The organism is Actinomycetota bacterium (assembly GCA_035765775.1).
In the GTDB taxonomy this organism is placed as follows: Bacteria; Actinomycetota; CADDZG01; order JAHWKV01; family JAOPZY01; genus DASTWV01.
The window spans coordinates 20,738-38,893 of the sequence record DASTWV010000023.1; the positions used below are offsets into that span (position 1 = coordinate 20,738).

The following is an 18,156-nucleotide window of genomic DNA, read 5'->3' on the forward strand; positions in this document are numbered from 1 at the left end:
GTCCCTCCTACAAACTGACCGTCGTGGAGAAGCCCCACGAGCCGTCGAAGTCGATGTTGATGATCCAGCAGATGGAGATGTGGATCCCCACCGCCACGTCGCCGGAGAGCAGTGCCTGGGTGGGATCGGTACCCGGCTCCAGTGCGATGTCGAGGGCGGCGCTGAGCGTCAGCGACGCCGATGCCAGGCCCCCGAGCACGTCCACCTCGGCCTTGCCGGTGAGCATCAGCCCGATGGTGATGGCGGCGCTGGCGATCTCCAGGCTGATCGACACCACAATCGAGGCGCTTCCCGAGGCGATGCCGACGTCGATGGCCAACCCCAGCCCCAGGCCGGCCTCGATGTAGACATCGATGGCGCCGTGGTCGACCCCGAGGACGATGGCCCCCGTCCCGGCCAGCGGGTCGACCGTCCACTGGAACGGCTCCTCCTTGGAGCCGATGCCCACGTGGAAGGCGGCGTCCGTCGGGATGGTTGCGGTGAAGCCCAGGTCGATGCCGAGGTCGGTGATGTCGCCGAAGCCCAACGGGATGGTGGGCAGCGTGAAGCTCTGCAGCACGCTGAGCTGGTTGCCGGTGAAGCCCACGTCGAGGTCGGCGTCGCCGCCCAGGTCCTTCGCCAGGTCCGAGAGGCCCGAGAACAGGTCCTTCACGGCCGACAGGGCGCTGCCATAGAGCACAGCCAGCGGGTTGGGGGCGTTGCCCGCGCTGTCGGGCAGGCTGGTCGGGTCGGGCAGTGGCCCGACAAAGCCGGGCTGCATCCCGGAACCCGCCTGGAACCCGCCGCCGATCTGCAGGAGGGGGTGGAGCCGAACCCATCCACCACCGCCTGCACGCTGATGTTGGTCAGCGAGATGGCCCAGTTCGGGGCGCCCGGGGTGGCGTCCAGCTTCAAGATGGCGTGGGCCTTCGTGGTGGTGCCGTCGCCGTCGGTGGCTTTGTACGACAGCACCAGGTGGACGATGCCCAGGTCCAGCAACGTCCGGTCGGGCTGGTCGATGTCCCAGCTGTAGGTTTTCGAGAACCCGTCGGCCTGCAGCGGCACGGAGTCCAGGTCGGGGATCTGCAGGATGGACCCCAGGTCGGGGAACAGGCCCCCGACGCCCAGCAGCGCGCCGACATCGGCCAGGCTGGGCTTGTGGGCGAACCCCATCTTCTGGCCGGTGTCGCCCACCAGGGGGTGCTCGAAGAGCGTCTTGGCCGTCCCCGTGCCCTGCAGCAGGCTGTAGAAGGTGGCCGGGGCGTCGGGTGACTGGGCGTCCTCCGGGTCGAGCAGCCGCCATCCCTGGTGGTAGGTCTCGGCGCCGGTGGGCGGCGTGGCGGGCGGCAGGCCTCGGGTCAGCGGGACCGGGGTCCCCTGCGGCACACCGGTGGGGGCCTTGGCCGTGCTGACCCGGCGGGCCACGCTCCACTGGCCGTCCTTGGGCAGGCGGGGGGCACCGAACAGGGCCACCTGCAGCATGTTGTTCGTGCTGGTCACCCCGGCGGCGAAGGAGGCGAGGGTCATGGTGAACTGCTGCGGGCCGGTCCCGCCCACCCGGGCGATGCCCGCCGTGGTGCCCGCCACCCGGTGCACCTGCTGGAGCATGCCGATGATGTCGGCCGCGGACGGCGGTACGGGCGGGACCCGGGGAGCGGGGGGCGGCGGTTGCACGACGGGCTTCACGGCCCAGCCCTGGATGGCGCCGGCCGGGATGGCGCCCAGCCCGGTCTTCCCGTTGGCGTCCACCTTGAGGCCGGCGTCCAGGAAGACCGTGGCGTCGAAGACCACCGGGGCGTACTCGCGGCCGTTGAAGGTCACCACCGCGGTCCCCGGGAAGGTCAGGTTGTGGATGGCGTCCAGCTTCACCACGGGCCGGGCGGCCATGAGGGTCGAGGCGTCGAGCAGCTCGAAGGCGCCCGCGCCGACAGCCACCCAGCCGGTGTCGTGGCGGATGACCTCGCCGCCGTCGGAGCGGTCGAAGACCACGGTGCGCTGGATGCGGATGCACCACGGCAGGATCCAGGTCTGGAACTCCACCAGCTCGTGGGCGGTGCGCCCGAGGAGGACGTCGAAGTTTGCCCGTACCACCCCCACCACCTTGGGATCGGTCCAGCTCCAGTCCGAGAACATCGACGTGCCGTAGCCGGACAGGTCGATGCGGCCGACAGGGATGCCCCCCTGGTTGCCGCCCGGATTGAAGGCCTGGTTGAAGAAGTCGGCCGGTGCCAGCTGGGCCGGCGTCGCCCCCATCACCAGGGATCCGTAGGAGTTGTCCGCCAGCGTCGGCGAGAAGGTCCCGACCGTCGCCGACCCGGGCAGCGTGGGCGTCGCCAGCAGGGGCGAGGCGGGCGGCCCCGGGTCGGTGGCGGTGGCCCGCACCGACAGCACCGCCGCCCCGGCCATGCCGGCTTCCGGGAACTGCAGCTTCGGCACCGCGTAGGTTGCCGGTCCGGTACCCGCCGCCGGGGTGCCGGGCTGGCGGCCGGGGCCGTCCACCAACCGGGCCGTGATGCCGAAGGGCAGGGTGAAGGTGGCCGCCGTCGGGTCCTTGCCCGCCAGGCCGGTGTAGGTGTCCAGCACCTGCAACGGGAACAGCGGCACATCGGTGCCCGTGGACACCAGGAACGTCGTCGGGGTGCCGTCGGTGGGCGAGGAGGCGTCGAACCACTGCGGGAAGGCCTGCGTGCCGTCCACCACCGGCTCCCAGGAGATGCCGGGAACCGTGAACACCATCGTGTCGGCGCTGGGGGCCTGCAGCTCGATGCCGTGGAAGCTGAGCTGCGGTACCCCGGCCCCCAGGACGGCCACCCCCCACTGGCTCCCGAACGACGACACATCGAGGAGGGCGAAGCCCACGCCGCCGACGCGTTCGGTGCTGGCGAGGGTGGCATCAGGCCCCGGAGCCGGGGCCGGGGCTCCGACCAGGTTGGCGCCCGGCACGGTGGCCGCCGGGGAGCCCGCTGCGGTGGCTCCGCCCGCGGCGGCGAACACCCGGCCCACGGCCAGGTCCGAGGGCCGGATCAGGGCAATGCTCAGGGCCGCGGGGCTGGTGGGGCCGATGGCCGACCAGGTGACCAGGGCGGCCACGCCCACGATCTGCTCGGTGCGGGGACTGGCCAGGTAGGCGGCGGCGTAGGGGTGTGGCAGCGTCGGGATGACGACCTCGGCCGGGAAGACGACCTCCGCCCGGCCCGACAGGGTGGGCGGGCCGCTGCCCGGCACCAGGGTGCCGTTGACGAAGAAGCCGTTGGGGGTCCCCACCGGGATGATGGCGTTGGGCGTGTCGATGGCGATGCTGGTCTCGGCCTTGGGCGTCAAGGGGGAGCCGATGTCGACCGTGGTCTTCGCCGCCGTCAGCGTGCGCAGTTCGAGGGCGTGCCCGGCCAGGGCGATGCGGCTCCCGTCCGCCGCCACCGGCTGGTCGACGACCGCGCTGAGGAGGCCGCCTGCCAGCACGGTCTCCGCGGTGGGCGTGAAGCTGAAGCCGATGGCGGCGCCGATGGGCAGGTCGAGGGTGACCTCGGGCTGCGGGCGGGGAAGGTCCGGGAAAGCCGCATTGGCGGCCAGCAGCGGGTGGCCGGGACTGCTCCACAGGCGGTACCGCCGGGCAGCCCGACCCTGGAGGGCCGTGAGGCCGGCCAGGCGCTGGGGCGTGAGGGCGATGACCGCCCCGGCCAGCCGGGTGGGGTGCGCGACCCCGGCCAGCTGCACCGTGAGCCCGGGTCCGGCACCGAAGGCGGCGGCCCAGGCCTCGGCGGGCTCGGGCAGGGTGGCGGGCGTGGCCGAGCCCAGCTCCACCACCGGGAAGAGCAGCCCACCGGTCAGCACCGGCGCCGAGCCGCCCAGGCCGAACTCGGCCGACGCCGCCCCGGTGGGGGCGAAGGTCGCCGGCGACGGCGTGCACGGGATGGCGGCGAACGGGGTGGGAAGATCCAGCTCGGCGGCGGCCGCGCCCGGTTTCGGTGCCAGGGCCACGGTCTGGCCGTACAGGGCAGCGGTCGCCTGGCCGGTGGGCAGCACGGTGGCCGAACCGGCGCCCGTCCCCGGAGCGAACGTCACCGTGGCGCCGGGGAACGCGGTGAGCTTGGCCCCCTGGAAGTCCCTGCCGATGGCGTCGCCCGCGGGCGCGGCCAGCGGCGTGCTGCGGGAGGTGACCGAGAGGGTGAGCGTCGCCGCCGGGTCCAGCGTGATGCCGGCGGCACCGAAGGTGACCGCTCCCGCCGTCTTCAAGGTGGCGTGGGCGAAGGGGACGCCCACCAGGGCGGTGCTCGAGGCGAAGGCGGGGCCGAGGAGCGAGGCGTCGAACCACAGGGTGCCGCTGGCGAGGGTCACGCTTGCCGAGGTGGGGGCCTGCTGGCCGCCCCCGGTCACCACATAGCCGATGGTCGTCCCGCCCCGGACCAGGGGCGTGGTGACCGGTGTGAAGTGGAGCGGGAACGGGATGGGCGTGAAGACCTGCTGCAGGCTGGCAGCCGCCGGGAGCGAGGTCCGGATGCCCGCCAGCTGCCCGGCCAGGTTCCTGATCGGCTGTGCGGCTACGCCGTCGATCGGTTCCATCGCTCCTGCCTTCCGCACCCCCGCCCAGGGCCGCGATGGCTCGCCACCCTACATCCTGGGAATCCGCAGTCAAGAGCTCTGCGGGATCCAGTCAAACTTGGCGAGACGCCTGGGGTGTGGGGCGCCGAGAGGACGCCCGCGGGACGCTCCTGGGGCCCCGGGTATTACAGGGGTAGCAGCGCCACCGCGTTTCCCTCCCGGCGCGCCCGGGCAAGACGACCACGTGAGCAGTGCCCCCGGCGCGTTCCCGAAATGGAACAGGAGGCGGGATGATCGACCCGCGGCTTGAGATCAGCATCGGCGTCGTGGCTGTCGGCACGGTGATCTTCCTCAGCTCGGGGGTCGCCGTGGGGCGCTTCCTGAACGACCGGATCGCCCAGTACCACGCCCGCAAGCTCGTGCGCTACACCGTCGGAGCCCTCAGCCTGATTGCCCTCGCCACCACCTGGCATGCCTTCGCCGGCCGGGCTGCCGAGATCCTCGGGTTCGCCACCGCCGGCATCGCCTTCGCCATGCAGGAGGTGATCGGGGCGCTCGCCGGCTGGTTCAACATCGTGTCGGGGCGCATCTTCGAGATCGGCGACCGCATCGAGATGGGAGGCGTCCGGGGCGACGTGATCGATATCACGCTGCTGCGGACCAAGGTCATGGAGATCGGCGACCCCGCCGACGTGGATGCCTGGGTCAAGGGCCGCCAGCCCACCGGCCGCATCGTCGCCATCTCCAACAAGGCGACGTTCACCAATCCGGTCTACAACTTTTCGGCGATGTTCGACTTCGTATGGGAGGAGATCACCATCCCGGTGGCCTACCGGAGCGACTACACCGTGGCCGAGGAGATCCTCCTCGACGAAGCCCGCCGGGTCTCGTCGACCGAGGCCGCCGATCAGGCCATCCAGCGGGTTGCCCGCCGCCACCCGGTCCCCAAGGCCGATGTGCAACCCCGGGTCTTCGTGCAGGCGACCAGCAATTACGCGCAGCTCTCCGTGCGCTTCGTCATCCCGGTCCGGGCGTCCCGGGCGGTGCAGGACGCCATGACCCGGCGCATCCTCGCCCGCTTCCAGGAGGCGGGCGTCGAGATCGGATCCTCGACCTCGGAGGTGACGGTGTTCCAGCCGCCGACGGCGAACGGAGGAACGAATGCGGGAGCGAACGGGGCGGCGGATGCGGATTCCGGGGCGGCCCCCGGCGTGACGGATGCGGTGGCCGGCGCGGCGGCCGCAGCGGCGTCCGACCCCGAGGCCCAGTAACCCCGGGCGAGCGTCAGGCTCCCGACTCGGCCGGATCCGCCTTGGCTGCCCCCCGCTTGGCGGGGGCGCGCTTGCGAGCGGCGCGGGCTGCCAGGCGCTCCTCAGCCAGCAGCTGCTCGCGTGCCTGACCTACGCGGCGGAGGAAATTCTTGGCGATCATGTTGCCCGGCTCCAGGGTGATCACCCGCGCATAGAGTTCCTCGGCGGCGCTGATCTCGCCCTTGTTGAGCAGGCAGCGGGCAAGACGGGTCATCGCAACCGTACGTTCGGGATCGATCTCAAGCAGTTGCTGGTTCACGGCCTCGGCCGCCGCCCCCCACTCCTGGTCCGCGGCGAAGAGGTCGGACTGCCCTTGGAGGACCCGGACTCGCCCAGCGGCTTCCCCGGAGCCCGCGGCTGCGGTGTCCCCGGCATCCAGCGGTTGGTGCGGCATGGCGCCTCCTTTTGCTCGACCGCGGGTGGCATGCACCGCGGGTGCTGCTCAGAAATACGCAAGGCCCCCGGGGGGTTCCCGGGGGCCCGGTTTGTGTCGTGGAACGGTTGAGTTATGACTGGATGGGCGTGACCGCGCTGGCCTGCAGACCCTTCTGGCCCTGCGTGATCTCGAAGGACACGCGCTGGCCCTCCGTGACCTCACGATAGCCCGGAACCTGGATCTGCGACTGGTGAACGAACACGTCCTCGCCGCCGCCATCCGGCGTGATAAAACCGAAACCCTTTGTTGCGTTGAACCATTTCACTGTACCAACGGTCATTCTAATCACCCTCTACTTTCTGTGAAACCACAATAGAACTGCGCTTCTCTGCACCTGCTTTGTTACCGAAATTAAGCCAGATTAAATCCTACCCCGGACATCACCTGCCCGGTCAGCGGGGCCTGCGGGGGCCTCGCCCCGGGGCCTGGCTGGGCGGTCGCTGGACTGGGGTGGGTGGGCGGATCATCTGCGGCCCCGAGCCCTCCCGCTCCAGCAGCACGGCCACGTAGTTGGTGGTGTACGAGCGGTGCGTCTCCCGCCATCCCGTGTTCAGGAGGTGGCGCAACCGTCCCGCCGACCCCTTGCGGAGCCGTTCGGTGTCCGGTGCCTTGAGGTACAGCCGCTCCCGCATCATCTCTGGCATGTCGTCTCCCAACGATTGGCTTCTGGACTGCTAGCACCGGTTGCCGCCCCAGCCTGAGTGGGCCGGCAAGGCATGGGTGCGTGCCCGGCAGCGGATGCGTCAGCGAGGCCGGTTTGCGGTGCGCAGACCCGGCGCAGCGTGCCCGCAAAGACCGTGGCGGCGCTTCCACACATATCTGGTTCCTCCCTTGGCGCCGCAGGCACGGCAGCGTGCTGCAATTCGGGGTCCAGACGGGGAAAGCTTCGGGCAACCGAATATACAACTCGCCCGAGCCTATCACACCCGTGACCGGCTCCTGAGCACGGCCCCGGCCCGCCCGCCTCGGACCGTACACTGCCCAGCCATGCTGGCCGGGAGTGGGCCTCTCACCGAGTTCGCGGCCCGGGTGCGGGCGCATCCGGGTCTGCGCGGCAAGGCGGCGCTCCGGATGGTGGGCTCGATCCTGCCGGGCACCGACTGGCTCTCCCAGCCCGGTGACGACGCCGCTGCCCTTCCCGACGGGGAGGGGTTCCTCCTTGCCGCCGGGGAGGCGATCTCGCCGCACTTGATCGCGTTCTCCCCGTCGGCGGCGGGCATCGCCGCGGTGGTCGCCAACGTGAACGACATCGCCGCCATGGGGGGACGGCCGGTGGCACTGGTGGACACCGTCGTCGGTCCGGAGCACGCCTGTGCCGAGGTCCTCCGCGGGCTGCGCCTGGCCTGCGGCGTGTACGGCGTGCCGCTGGTCGGGGGCCACCTGACCGTTGCCGAGGAGTCCCTGTCGGTCTCTGCGTTTGCGGTCGGCCGGGCGCGCCGCCTCCTGGCCGCCCGCCATGTCGCCCCCGGCCAGACCGTGCTGCTGGCGGCAGCCCTGGACGGGCACCTCGAGCCCGGGTTCCCCCTTTTTTCTTCGTTTACCGAGCGGGGCGGTGAGCTGGGCGACGACATCGGCGTGCTGGCGTCGCTCGCCGAGTCGGGCGAGGCGGTCGCGGCCAAGGACGTCTCGATGGCGGGCATCCTCGGCTCGCTGGCCATGCTGCTGGAGCCGACCGGTTCGGGGGCCACCGTGGACGTCACCCGCATCCCCACACCGCCGGGCGTGGCGCTCGAGCACTGGTGCCTGCTGTTCCCGACGTTCGCCTTCCTGGTGTGCTGCGCCCCGGACCGGGTCCCCGCCTGCCGGGCGGCGTTCGCCGCCCGGAACCTGGCCTGCGAGGCGATCGGCGAGGTGGACGGCACCGGGCTGCTGCGGATCCGGCGGGGGGCGGAGGAGGCGACCATCCTGGATGTCCGCCAGGGCGTCACCGGCCTGGGGGGCTCGCTGTAGAGGTCGCTACCCGGGCGAGAGATCGATGGCCATCTGCTGGTGCGGCAGCCCGGCGTAGTCGACCAGGCCGCCGACGGTGCGCCACCCGAGATGTTCGAAGAAGATCACGTTCGCCGGCTGGATGTGGGCCACCATCCGCCGGCCTCCGCGCTCGCCCGCGGCGCGGACGGCGAAGCGCACCAGTTGCCCGCCCATGCCCCCTTTGACCGCCCCGGCACGGAAAGGCGGCAGCACGGCCAGCCGGTCCCCCTTCCAGATCCCCTCTTCGCCGCCGGCAGCATCGGGGGCCAACGGGTACAGGCGTACAGCCCCCCCAGCGACGGCCCCGCACAGGCCGAGGACGCACACGGTGCCAGGCGCACCGTCATGGACGTCGCGATCGCTGAACGGGAACACCCCCTGCTCGAGCACGAACACACGCCGGCGGATCTCGTAGTGCAGCGCCACCTCCTCGATGCTGGTGACCGGCCGGCAGGTCACCGCCAGGCCCCGCTGCACCGCCTCCCCGGCGATCTCGGGCCGGAGGAAGGGCGAGAGGACAGCCGGGTGGGTCACCGCACCGTGACGATCGGGAGCTGGCGGCCGGGCCGCCCTGGCTCCTCCCCTTCGTAGGAGCTGAGCGCCGAGCACGCCCCGCACCGGGCGCACCCGGCGTGCACCTGCCAGGAGGCGAGACCCCGCTGGGCGAGGTAGGGGCCGACCGCCCGGTAGACCGACTCCATGTACTCCGGATCGGGCGGCAGCTCGGAGCCCATCAGGCTCCCGGGCACCGGCCGCAACGGCACGATGAATGGGTACACGCCGGCGTCGATTGCCCGCCGGCTGGCCTCGATGGTGACCTGCGGGTCCTCCCCCATCCCAAGGATCACGTAGGTGGAGACCTGGCCCCGCCCGAAGAGCTCCACCGCCCGTTCCCAGGCACGGAAGTACCCCTCGACGCCGGTCCGTGCCTTGGCGGGCGCTACCCGGGCCAGCACCACCGGGTCGAAGGACTCGACGTGGATGCCGACTGAGCGCACCCCTTGCTCCTTGATCTCCTCGAGGACCGACAGGTCGTCCGGCGGCTCGAACTGAGCCTGCACCGGCAGGCCGCTGGCCTCCCGGATCGCCCGGGCGCAGCGGCCCAGGTAGCGGGCACCCTTGTCCGCCCCCCGGGTGGTCCCGCTGGTCAGGGTGACGTCCACCGCGCCGTCCAGGTCGCGGGCGGCAACCGCCACCTCGGCGAGGTGCTCGGGCTTCTTCACCGGGATGGTGCGCCCGGCGGCCAGCGACAGCTCGATCCCGCAGAACTGGCACTGGTCGTCGGTGTCCCAGTAGACACAGGTCTGGATCACGGTGGACGCCAACGAGTCCAAATGGAGCAGGGCGATCTTCCAGTAGGGGATCCCGTCCGCGGTGGACAGGTCGTAGAAGCGGGGGCGTGAGGGCACCTCGGCCCCGGCGAGGCGCCTGCCGTCGCGGTAGACACCCCAGCCCCGGTTCCCGCCGTCCCCCTCGGGGCCTTCCTCCTGCAGGTGGAAGGGGGACTCCGAGACGTAGTCCGCCGTGAACGGGAAGGTGACCTGCACGCCCTCGACCCGGATCATGCCGGCATCCGAGGGCCCCGCCCCGCCGGTCCGGGCCGGCACCCCACTCCCCGCAGGCGTGGGGCCGCGCACGATCTGGACGCCGTAGCTCTGCAGCTCGGCGATCAGCCTGCCGAGTTCAGCGGTGGGTGCCATAGAGCTCTTCGAAGTTGCGGTGCAGGATCCGGTCCTTGAGCTCCGTCCCTACTGGTGCCCCGTTGACCTTCCAGTACTCCCCCCAGAAGTCGCTCCAGGGCTCGTCGGAGGCGAACAGTACCCGGTCGTGGCCCACGCCCCGCTTCTCGATCTCGGTCAACAGCCAGCGCACCCCGAAGCCCACGGTCCAGGTGGTGTCGGTGTACACCTTGAAGCCCTGCTCGACCCAGTCGAGGAACCGGGGCACCAGGCGGATGTGGCCGCTGACCCCGCCGCCGAAATGGACCAGGTAGATCTTGACCCGGCGACCGTAGCGCTCCACCAGGGGGATGAAGTTGGAGATGTCGGAGTTCCCGCCCGGGCTGGTGTGGAAGTGGAACACCAGGTCGTGGGCTTCGGCGGCCTCGAAGCAGGCCTCGGCGATCTCCCGGGTGGCGTCGTCCCAATTCTCCGGGTTCGGGTTGCCTCCCAGGAGGAACGTGGTCTTCAGCGCCACGATCCCGGGCTCCCCGGCGTAGGAGAGCGCCTCGCGGGTCATCTCGGCGTTCTGGGGCAGGAACGACACCCACAGCCCGCCCAGGATCCGGTCGTGCGACGCGGCGGCATCCAAGACGAGGGGGTTCAACAGGAAGGGCTGCTCCTGGCGCGGGATGCCGTAGTTGGGCAGCACCAACCCCCGCTCGCACCCGTAGGCGTCCAGGTGCTTGATGTAGTCCCGGGGAGTGGCGAACTCGTACACCGTAGGCTTGACCGCCTCCTTGAGGTCGTAGAACTTCCAGGCAGCCATCTCGCCCAGGTGGCTGTGCCCGTCGATCACCCGGCCGGCAACCCGCTCATCGGCCATGCGACTCCTCCGAATCCTCGAGCCAGTACGAAATCATCCTGAAACAACTATAGGAAATGTTCTTCTACTGACAGTTCATCCTCCCTCCGGCTTTCCAACCCTGTCAAGAGCGCCGGCCGGCCCGGCGCCGGCGCCCTCGATCACCGCCCGGAGTTCGGCATGTGCCGCCTCCCATCCGGCCATATCAGCGGCCTCCCGGCGCTCGGCGGCCTCCCCCCGCGGCCTGCCGCTGGTGGGGTCCAGCGGCACGCGCTCGAGGATGAGCCGGGGCGTGTCGGTATCGACCTGCTCCTCGGTGTAGGAGGAGATCCCCATGCCGCCCGGGAGGTGCATCTCCAGCCGGCGGAAATGCCCGAAGCAGGCCAGGTCGAGGCTGCCCACCTGGTCGACGACGACCCAGCGCTCGCCGCGGCGAGCGGCGTCCGCCACCCGCCGAGCCATCTCGGCGGCTCTGGCCTCAGCCGCCAGCTCGCGATAGCGGATGGCGAAAGCCGCCCCAGCCACCAACTCGGCGACGGCCGCGTCGCCGGATCCGCCCAACTGCTGGAGCTGGCGTGCCGCGCGGCGGGCAGCCCCCGGCCAGGCATCGGGCAGGGACTCGAGGTCGACGACCTCCTTCAGCTCGTCGGCCAGCAGGCTCGCCGCGCGCACACCCCGCTCGTAGGCAGCAGGGTCGGACAGGACGACCGGGTACAGCCGCCGCTCAGCCTCGCTCCAGCGGCGGACCAGCTCGTCGAGATCCTCAGGCATCCCGCGCGGCTACACGTTCCAGGTGTTCAGCACCAGCGCGCCCGCGCGCCAGGCCGTGATGGCGGCATCCAGGACGTCGCGAGGGTTGATCGGCTTCACGCCCTCGATCATGTCGACCTCACGCATGCCGTAGAGGGCGGCAGCGGAGAACCGGCAGGCGTAGACCTTGCCTCCTTCATCCATGAAGGTCTTGATCTGCTTGTTGTAGGTCTGGTTGCCGGGGAACGCCTCGTCGCCCACGTGTGGGTAGCCGCGGGTGCGGGAGGCGATCAATGATCCCGGACCGAAGAGGACAACGCTCGTGTCGAAGCCCTTGCGCCGGATCCGCGTAGCGGTCAACAAGTTGACCAGTGACGCCGAGCTTTCGAATGGCACGCAATGAAAGAAGACGAAGGCCTGCTCGCCCGGGTTGGCCTGGTGATCGGGGAACACCTTGTCCTCATAGTCAACAATGGCGTCACCCGGGTTCGCTGGTTGTCCCACTATCTCAGCCATATCCGCTCCCTTCTGTCGTTTGGCTTCCTTTCCGGCTCCCTCTAAAATTTCCCCTTTCTTGTCTTACGGCTCGGGTGTACCCCTTCCCTCACGCAACGGCCGGTAGCTCCAGTGCCGGCGATGGCTGCCGGGCATCAGCTGCATCATCGATCGCCGCCACGCCCACGGCACCACCCGGTAGGCGGGCACGAACACCCGGCGCCAGAACAGCGGTCCCACCCCGCCTCCGGGCAGGGGGGGCGCTGTCCCCAGGTACCGCTTGGCCATCTCGCGCTCCGAGGCCTCCAGCAGGTAGTGCTGGGAATTGGTGCGCAGCCATTCCGAGAAGGACATTACGACCCCGGCCCACGGGCGAGGCGTGCCAGGCCGTTCTGCGCGGCGAGCGCGATGGGCTCGTTCAAGGCACCGATGGGCGGCGAGTAGACGTTCTCCATCGTGGCCAGGTCCCGCAGCGTGATGCCCTTCTTGGCGGCCATCGCCAGGAAGTCGGCCCGCTCCTTGATCCCCTCCCCGCCCACCATCTGCGCGCCCAGCAGGCGCAGGCTCCCGGGCTCCGCCAGGAGCTTGACCCGCACCTTGTGCAGGCCCGGGTAGTAGCGCGCCCGGGAGATCCCCTCGGCGACGCCCATGTGGAACGGGATGCCGAGCGCGCCCGCGGTGGTCTCGCCGAAGGACACCCCGCCGATCATCCACTTGCCGGCCACCATCCCCCAGGGGACGAAGACCGGGTCGTAGGCCCGCTGCCCCCCGGCGGCGTTGGTCCCGGCCACCTTCCCCTGCGAGTAGGCGTGGCTGCCCGACAGGCCCTGCAGGGGCAGCATCGTCGACCCCTGGGGCACCTCGATGCAGTCGCCGGCGGCGAAGACGCCCGCCCTCGAGGTGGCCATGCGCTCGTCCACCACGATGCCCCCGGTGGAGCCGATCTCGATGCTGGCCGCCCGGGCGAGTGCGTTGTTGGGCGTCTTGTGGGTGCACACCACCACGACGTCGGCCTCGATCTCGCCCTCCGACGTGCGCACGCCGGTGACCGTCGTGGATCCGAGGAACGCCTCCAGCCGGGTGTTGAAGTGCATCTGCACCCCCATCTCGGCCCAGGAGGCCTGCACCGGCGCCGCGATGTCGGGGTCCGCCACCTCGGACAGCGCCCAGGGGTGGGCGTCCACCAGGTGGGTCTCCAGACCGCGGTGCGCCAGCGCCGTGGTCATCTCCAGGCCCAGCGGGGAGGCCTCCACCACCACCGCCTTTTTGGCCTGGTCCAGGATCGGGTCCCACTCCATGGCCCGCCGGATGTTCTTGACGTAGTGGAGGCCGTCCAGCTGCGAGCCGGGTACGCCCGGGTCGGCGTACGTGAACCCGGTGGCGACGATGAGGGCGTCGTAGCCCACCCGCTCGCCCCCGGCCAGCACCACCTCGCCCGCCCCGACATCGAGGCTCTCGACGGTGGTCTCGTAGCGGACGTCGATGCCCGCCTTCTCGTAGAACTCCTTGCCCTGCAGGATCAGGCCGGAGAAGCTCTCGATCTCCCGCCCGTGCACGTAGGGGATCCCGCACGGGCTGTAGCCCACATCCTCGAACTCGGTGAACACCTGGACGCGTGCGTCAGGCGACGCCTGCTTGGCGGCCCCGGCGGCACCGATGCCAGCCGCCCCGCCCCCCACGACGACGATCCGCAGAGCCGTAACCGGGCTCCTCTCGGGTGGATTCGTTACCTGAAATTTACTATGATGAATGTTCCATCAACCGCTCTCGTACTCTACTAGCGGCGGTGCGGTCAGTTCAAGGGGCAGTTCAAGGGGGTACCCATCCAGGATGTCATCGCGGCGATCGGGCCGAAGGTGCACCAGCTCCGGCGCCAGAAGAACCTTTCCCTGCAGCAGCTCGCGGAACGTGCCGGCCTGTCGGCCGCCGCCATCCACAAGATCGAGCGCAACGGCATGGTGCCGACCATCACCACGCTGATGAAGATCGCCGCCGCCCTCAACCGCTCGGTGGCCTACTTCGTCGACGAGGAGCCCGCCGAGCCCGCCGTCCTGGTACGGGCGGATGACCGCAAGCCGGTGTTCACCTCCAAGGAGCACCTGGACCTGGCGGGGATCAGCGGCCCGTACGGCCAGTTCTTCATGGCAGGGGCGGTCGCCACCGTGGAACCGGGGGCCGACAGCGGCCCGCGGCCGATGGAGCACCCGGGCGAGGAGCTGGTCTTCCTGCTCGACGGCGCGCTCGGCTTCGAGGTCGCCGGGGAGGAGTACACCCTGCGCCGGGGTGACGCGCTGCACTTCCGCACCGACCGCCCGCACCGGTGGTGGAACCCGTCCACCCGGCCCAGCAAGGCGCTCTGGATGGCGCTCCGCTCCACCTGAGGTGACCCCGACGGATCGCTCGCTGGTGGTGGTCGCGGTGGGCGGCAACGCGCTGACTCGCACGGGTGAGCGCGGGACCTATGCCGAGCAGTGGCAGAACGCCAACCGGATCGCCCTGTCGATCTGGCGCCTCACCCGGGCCGGGCGCCGGGTAATCCTCGTGCACGGCAACGGGCCGCAGGTGGGGAGCCTCTCGATCCAGCAGGAGGAAGGCAGCCGTCTCGTGCCGCCCCAGCCGCTGTCGGAGTTGGTCGCCATGACGCAGGGCGCCCTGGGCGGGCTCCTCTCGCTGGCGCTCCACAACGCCTCGGGGGGCGCGATCCAGGCGGCGAGTGTGGTCACCCACGTCGAGGTAGCTGCGAGCGATCCGGCATTCCAGCGGCCGACCAAGCCGATCGGCCCCTTCTTCACCGCCGCCGAGGCCAGCCAGCTCACAGCCGAGCGGGGTTGGCTCATGAAGGAGGACTCCGGGCGGGGCTTCCGGCGCATCGTGGCGTCGCCCGACCCGAAGCGCGTCCTGGAGGCGGAATCGGTGCGGGCATTGGTCGACCGGGGCGTGGTGGTCCTGGCGGGCGGCGGCGGGGGCGTGCCGGTGGTGCGCCGGGGCAAGCGGCTCCGGGCGGTGGATGCGGTGATCGACAAGGACTTCACCGCCGCCCGTTTAGCCGCCTCGGTGGATGCCGATGACCTCGTCTTCCTGACTGGCGTTCCGCACGTCTACCTGGACTTCGGCACCCCACGCCAGCGGGTGGCGATCGAGCTGAGCGCGGCCGATGCCGAACAGCACCTCGGTGCCGGCCAGTTCGGGGAGGGGAGCATGGCCCCGAAGGTGCGGGCCGCGCTGCGCTTCGTCAGCGGGGCGGTCGGCGCCGGGGGCGGCCGGCGATCCTTCATCACCTCGGCACGCTGGATGCACGCCGCGATGGCAGGCTCGCACGGCACGCGGATCGTCGGCCACACGCAGGCGGCGCTGAACCCCCCGGGCCGGGCGTCGGCCCTGTGAGCGAACCCCGGGCCCGGGTCTACCCGGACACCTACGTGGACTCGGTCCTCCTCATGGGGGCCACCCGGGCGATGGGGGCGGCGGCCGGTGTCGAATGGTCCGCTGCGGTCATGGGAACGCCCGCCAACCGGGAGGACCTGGCCGCCGCCGGGTTCGCGGCGGCGGCCGGAGTGGGGGCCGCACGTGCCAACGACCTCGTCCTCGCGGTGCGTGCCGCCACCGGGGAGGAGGCGGAGGCGGCGCTGGGCGCCGGCTATGCCGCCCTGGGGGCAGCCGGGCGCGCCGGCCGGGCCGCGACCGAGGAAACGCGGCCCGCAGATCTGGACGCGGCGCTCGCCGCGCTCGGGGAGGCCAACGTCGCCATCGTCTCCGTGCCGGGCCCGTTCGCCGCCCTCGAAGCGCACAAGGCCCTCTCCGCCGGGCTTCACGTGCTGCTGTTCAGCGACAACGTGCCCCTCGCCGACGAGGTCGAGCTGAAGAGCCGGGCAGCCGGGCTCGGGCTGCTGGTCATGGGGCCGGGCGCCGGAACCGCCATGCTCGGCGGGACGGGCCTGGGCTTCGCCAACGCGGTGCGGCCCGGGCGGGTCGGGGTCGTCGCCGCGGCGGGAACCGGCGCCCAGGAGGTCATGTGCCTGCTCGACCGGTGGGGGGAGGGCGTGCGCCAGGCCATCGGTGTCGGGGGCCGGGACCTGTCCGCGGCGGTCGGGGGCGAAATGGCCCGCGCCGGGCTCCGGGCACTCGCCGCCGACCCGGCGGCCGAGGCGGTGATCCTGGTCTCCAAACCCCCGTCGCCCGCCATCGCCGCCGACCTCCTCGCCACCCCGATGGGCAAACCGGTCGTGGCGGCGCTGATCGGGCTGCGCGAGCCGCTCGAGGCCCCGGCGGGCGTGACCCTGGAGGCGACGCTGGAGCAGGCGGTGGTGCGGACCATCGAGATCCTAGGCTCCCCGGTGCCGGACCCAGGCGCTGGGCTGGGCGACCTGGTCGGCCCGGCGATCGCCCGCCTCAGCCCGGAACGGCGTGCCGTGCTCGGTCTGTTCTCCGGGGGCACCCTCGCCTATGAATCGATGGTGGTGATGACCCGCCACCTGGGACCCATCCGGTCCAACACCCCGCTGCAGGAAGGCTGGGCGCTGCCCGCCCCGCCCGGGGCGCACGTGTGCCTCGATCTCGGGGAAGAGGAGTTCACCCGTGGGCGCCCCCACCCGATGATCGACCCGGCGGCCCGGGCGGATCGCATCGCTGCGGCGGCGGACGACCCGGCGGTGGGCGCGGTGCTGATCGACGTCGTCCTCGGCTACGGAAGCCATCCCGACCCGGCGGCCGTCCTCGCCCCGGCGTGCGCCGCGGCCGGGCGGGGGGGTGCCGTGGTGGTGGCCTACGTGCTGGGCACCGAGGCGGACCCCCAGCGGCGCTCCGCCCAGGAGGCCGCGCTGGGCGCCGCCGGGTGCCTCCTGGCCCCCACCGCCGCCCGGGCGGCGTTGATGGCTGCAGCCATCGCCATCCGGCAGCCGGAGCTGGCCGGCTCCCGCCCATGAAGGGGCGCCCGGACATGCCTGACCTGCCTAGGGTGGCGCTGGTGACCTACTCCACCCGCCCGCGGGGCGGCGTGGTGCACACCCTGTATCTCGCTGAGGCGCTGCAGGCCGCAGGGTGCCCGGTCCATGTCTTCGCCCTGGGCGACCCGGAGGCGGGCTTCTTCCGGCCCGTCGCGGTCCCCACGACGATCCTGCCCGCCCCCGAGCCGGCCGGGACCCTGGAGGAGCGGGTCTGGCAGTGCGTCGAGACCCTTACCTGTGGCCTGGCCACCCACCTTCCCGGGCGCTATGACGTAGTCCATACCCAGGACTGCATCGCCGCCCGGGCCGCCGCCGCGCTCCGGCCACTCGACCGGGACCTGGTCCACATCCGCACGGTCCACCACATCGACGACTTCACCACCCCGGCCCTGGTGGACTGCCAGCGCCAGGCGGTCGTGGAACCCGACCACATCCTGGTGGTGAGCGACGTCTGGCGCGCGGCGCTGCGGGCTGAGTTTGGCGTCGAATCGACTGTGGTGCCCAACGGCGTGGACGCCGGGCGGTTCGCCCCCGCCGGCCACGAGCGCGCAGCCCTTCGCCGGCGGATCAATGCCGGTGGCCGCTTCCTCTTCCTCACCGTCGGGGGCATCGAGCCCCGCAAGGGAAGCCGGGTGCTGGTCGAGGCGATGGGCTTGCTGCGCGCCGCCCGGCCCGATCCCCCGCTGGTGGCCGTCGTGGGCGGGCACTCGTTCCAGGATCACGCCGCCTACCGGCAGGAGGCGCTCGCCCGGGCCTCCGAGCTGGACCTCGACGCGGACCTCGTGCTGGTCGGGACCGTTCCCGAGGACGAGCTCGCCGGGTGGTACGCCGCCGCCGACGCCTTCGTCTTCCCGTCGCTCAAGGAAGGCTTCGGGTTGGTGATCCTGGAGGCGATGGCGGCGGGGCTGCCGGTGGTCGCCAGCGACATCGCCGTGTTCCGGGCCTTCCTCACCGAACGAGATGCCGTGCTGACCACCGCCGGTGACCCGGCGGCCCTGGCGGCGGGGATGGCCCGGGTGGCCGGCGATCGCGTCCTGCGGGCGCAGCTGGCGGCGGCCGGGCCGGCGGTGGCGGCCCGCTACACCTGGGCAGCGAGCGCCCGCCGGCACCTGGAGGTGTACGCCCGGGCGGCCCTGCCGGTCGTGGGCTGAGCCCTGGGGCGAGGTGCCCGGTGAGGGCGAGGGGGGGCGGGGGGCGGCACAGGGGACGG

General features: G+C 71.6%; 18 protein-coding genes. 6 read left to right on the top strand and 12 right to left on the bottom strand.

What is annotated here, in order from left to right:
- Window positions 1-7 precede the first annotated feature (7 nt).
- Window positions 8-760, bottom strand: coding sequence for a hypothetical protein (locus VFW71_04320; protein ID HEU5001985.1), 753 nt, complete (start codon window positions 758-760; stop codon window positions 8-10).
- Window positions 649-4,539, bottom strand: coding sequence for a hypothetical protein (locus VFW71_04325; GenBank protein HEU5001986.1), 3,891 nt, complete (start codon window positions 4,537-4,539; stop codon window positions 649-651). The genes VFW71_04320 and VFW71_04325 overlap by 112 nt, the downstream gene beginning before the upstream one ends.
- Window positions 4,540-4,808: 269 nt before the next feature.
- On the opposite strand from VFW71_04325, the gene VFW71_04330 reads away from it, so the two are divergent.
- Window positions 4,809-5,789, top strand: coding sequence for a mechanosensitive ion channel domain-containing protein (locus VFW71_04330; protein HEU5001987.1), 981 nt, complete (start codon window positions 4,809-4,811; stop codon window positions 5,787-5,789).
- Between the two features lie 13 nt (window positions 5,790-5,802).
- Here the strand turns inward: VFW71_04330 and VFW71_04335 are convergent, their stop codons facing one another.
- The 3 genes from VFW71_04335 to VFW71_04345 form a co-directional block, all read right to left on the bottom strand.
- On the bottom strand, window positions 5,803-6,222 hold the full coding sequence (locus VFW71_04335; protein ID HEU5001988.1) for a tetratricopeptide repeat protein: 420 nt from the start codon (window positions 6,220-6,222) through the stop codon (window positions 5,803-5,805).
- 112 nt (window positions 6,223-6,334) lie between these two features.
- Entirely contained in the window at window positions 6,335-6,544 is a 210-nt protein-coding gene (locus VFW71_04340) for a cold-shock protein (GenBank protein ID HEU5001989.1), read from the bottom strand.
- A 112-nt stretch (window positions 6,545-6,656) separates the two neighbouring features.
- On the bottom strand, window positions 6,657-6,908 hold the full coding sequence (locus VFW71_04345; GenBank protein ID HEU5001990.1) for a hypothetical protein: 252 nt from the start codon (window positions 6,906-6,908) through the stop codon (window positions 6,657-6,659).
- Window positions 6,909-7,251: 343 nt separating this feature from the next.
- On the opposite strand from VFW71_04345, the gene VFW71_04350 reads away from it, so the two are divergent.
- On the top strand, window positions 7,252-8,214 hold the full coding sequence (locus tag VFW71_04350; protein ID HEU5001991.1) for an AIR synthase related protein: 963 nt from the start codon (window positions 7,252-7,254) through the stop codon (window positions 8,212-8,214).
- 6 nt (window positions 8,215-8,220) lie between these two features.
- Here VFW71_04350 and VFW71_04355 read toward each other — a convergent pair whose 3' ends face one another.
- The 7 genes from VFW71_04355 to VFW71_04385 all read right to left on the bottom strand — a co-directional run bounded on the left by VFW71_04355 (window position 8,221) and on the right by VFW71_04385 (window position 13,682).
- The gene (locus tag VFW71_04355; GenBank protein HEU5001992.1) at window positions 8,221-8,769 is read right to left on the bottom strand and encodes an MSMEG_0567/Sll0786 family nitrogen starvation N-acetyltransferase; all 549 of its coding nucleotides are present in this window, start codon (window positions 8,767-8,769) and stop codon (window positions 8,221-8,223) included.
- Window positions 8,766-9,935 (bottom strand): MSMEG_0568 family radical SAM protein, encoded by a 1,170-nt coding sequence (locus VFW71_04360; protein HEU5001993.1) that lies wholly within the window; start codon window positions 9,933-9,935, stop codon window positions 8,766-8,768. The genes VFW71_04355 and VFW71_04360 overlap by 4 nt, the downstream gene beginning before the upstream one ends.
- Window positions 9,919-10,779 carry an amidohydrolase family protein gene (locus VFW71_04365; protein HEU5001994.1) on the bottom strand — a complete coding sequence of 287 codons (861 nt, stop codon included), beginning with the start codon at window positions 10,777-10,779 and terminating at the stop codon, window positions 9,919-9,921. Before VFW71_04365 ends, VFW71_04360 begins: the two co-directional genes overlap by 17 nt.
- 75 nt (window positions 10,780-10,854) lie before the next feature.
- Window positions 10,855-11,529, bottom strand: a complete 675-nt coding sequence (locus tag VFW71_04370) for a hypothetical protein (protein HEU5001995.1) — start codon at window positions 11,527-11,529, stop codon at window positions 10,855-10,857.
- 9 nt (window positions 11,530-11,538) lie between these two features.
- Window positions 11,539-12,024: an MSMEG_0572/Sll0783 family nitrogen starvation response protein gene (locus VFW71_04375; protein ID HEU5001996.1), complete on the bottom strand. Its 486-nt coding sequence runs from the start codon at window positions 12,022-12,024 to the stop codon at window positions 11,539-11,541.
- A 63-nt stretch (window positions 12,025-12,087) separates the two neighbouring features.
- On the bottom strand, window positions 12,088-12,357 hold the full coding sequence (locus VFW71_04380; protein HEU5001997.1) for a hypothetical protein: 270 nt from the start codon (window positions 12,355-12,357) through the stop codon (window positions 12,088-12,090).
- Complete coding sequence (locus VFW71_04385; protein ID HEU5001998.1) at window positions 12,357-13,682, bottom strand: FAD-dependent oxidoreductase; 1,326 nt, start codon at window positions 13,680-13,682, stop codon at window positions 12,357-12,359. The genes VFW71_04380 and VFW71_04385 overlap by 1 nt, the downstream gene beginning before the upstream one ends.
- 177 nt (window positions 13,683-13,859) lie before the next feature.
- On the opposite strand from VFW71_04385, the gene VFW71_04390 reads away from it, so the two are divergent.
- From VFW71_04390 to VFW71_04405, 4 genes are read left to right on the top strand one after another with little or no spacing between them, the layout of a single operon-like run.
- Complete coding sequence (locus tag VFW71_04390; protein HEU5001999.1) at window positions 13,860-14,384, top strand: cupin domain-containing protein; 525 nt, start codon at window positions 13,860-13,862, stop codon at window positions 14,382-14,384.
- A gap of 1 nt (window position 14,385) precedes the next feature.
- Window positions 14,386-15,387, top strand: coding sequence for a carbamate kinase (locus VFW71_04395; protein HEU5002000.1), 1,002 nt, complete (start codon window positions 14,386-14,388; stop codon window positions 15,385-15,387).
- Window positions 15,384-16,925, top strand: coding sequence for a protein FdrA (locus VFW71_04400; GenBank protein HEU5002001.1), 1,542 nt, complete (start codon window positions 15,384-15,386; stop codon window positions 16,923-16,925). Before VFW71_04395 ends, VFW71_04400 begins: the two co-directional genes overlap by 4 nt.
- Before the next feature lie 14 nt (window positions 16,926-16,939).
- Window positions 16,940-18,097: an MSMEG_0565 family glycosyltransferase gene (locus VFW71_04405; GenBank protein ID HEU5002002.1), complete on the top strand. Its 1,158-nt coding sequence runs from the start codon at window positions 16,940-16,942 to the stop codon at window positions 18,095-18,097.
- Window positions 18,098-18,156 lie beyond the last annotated feature (59 nt).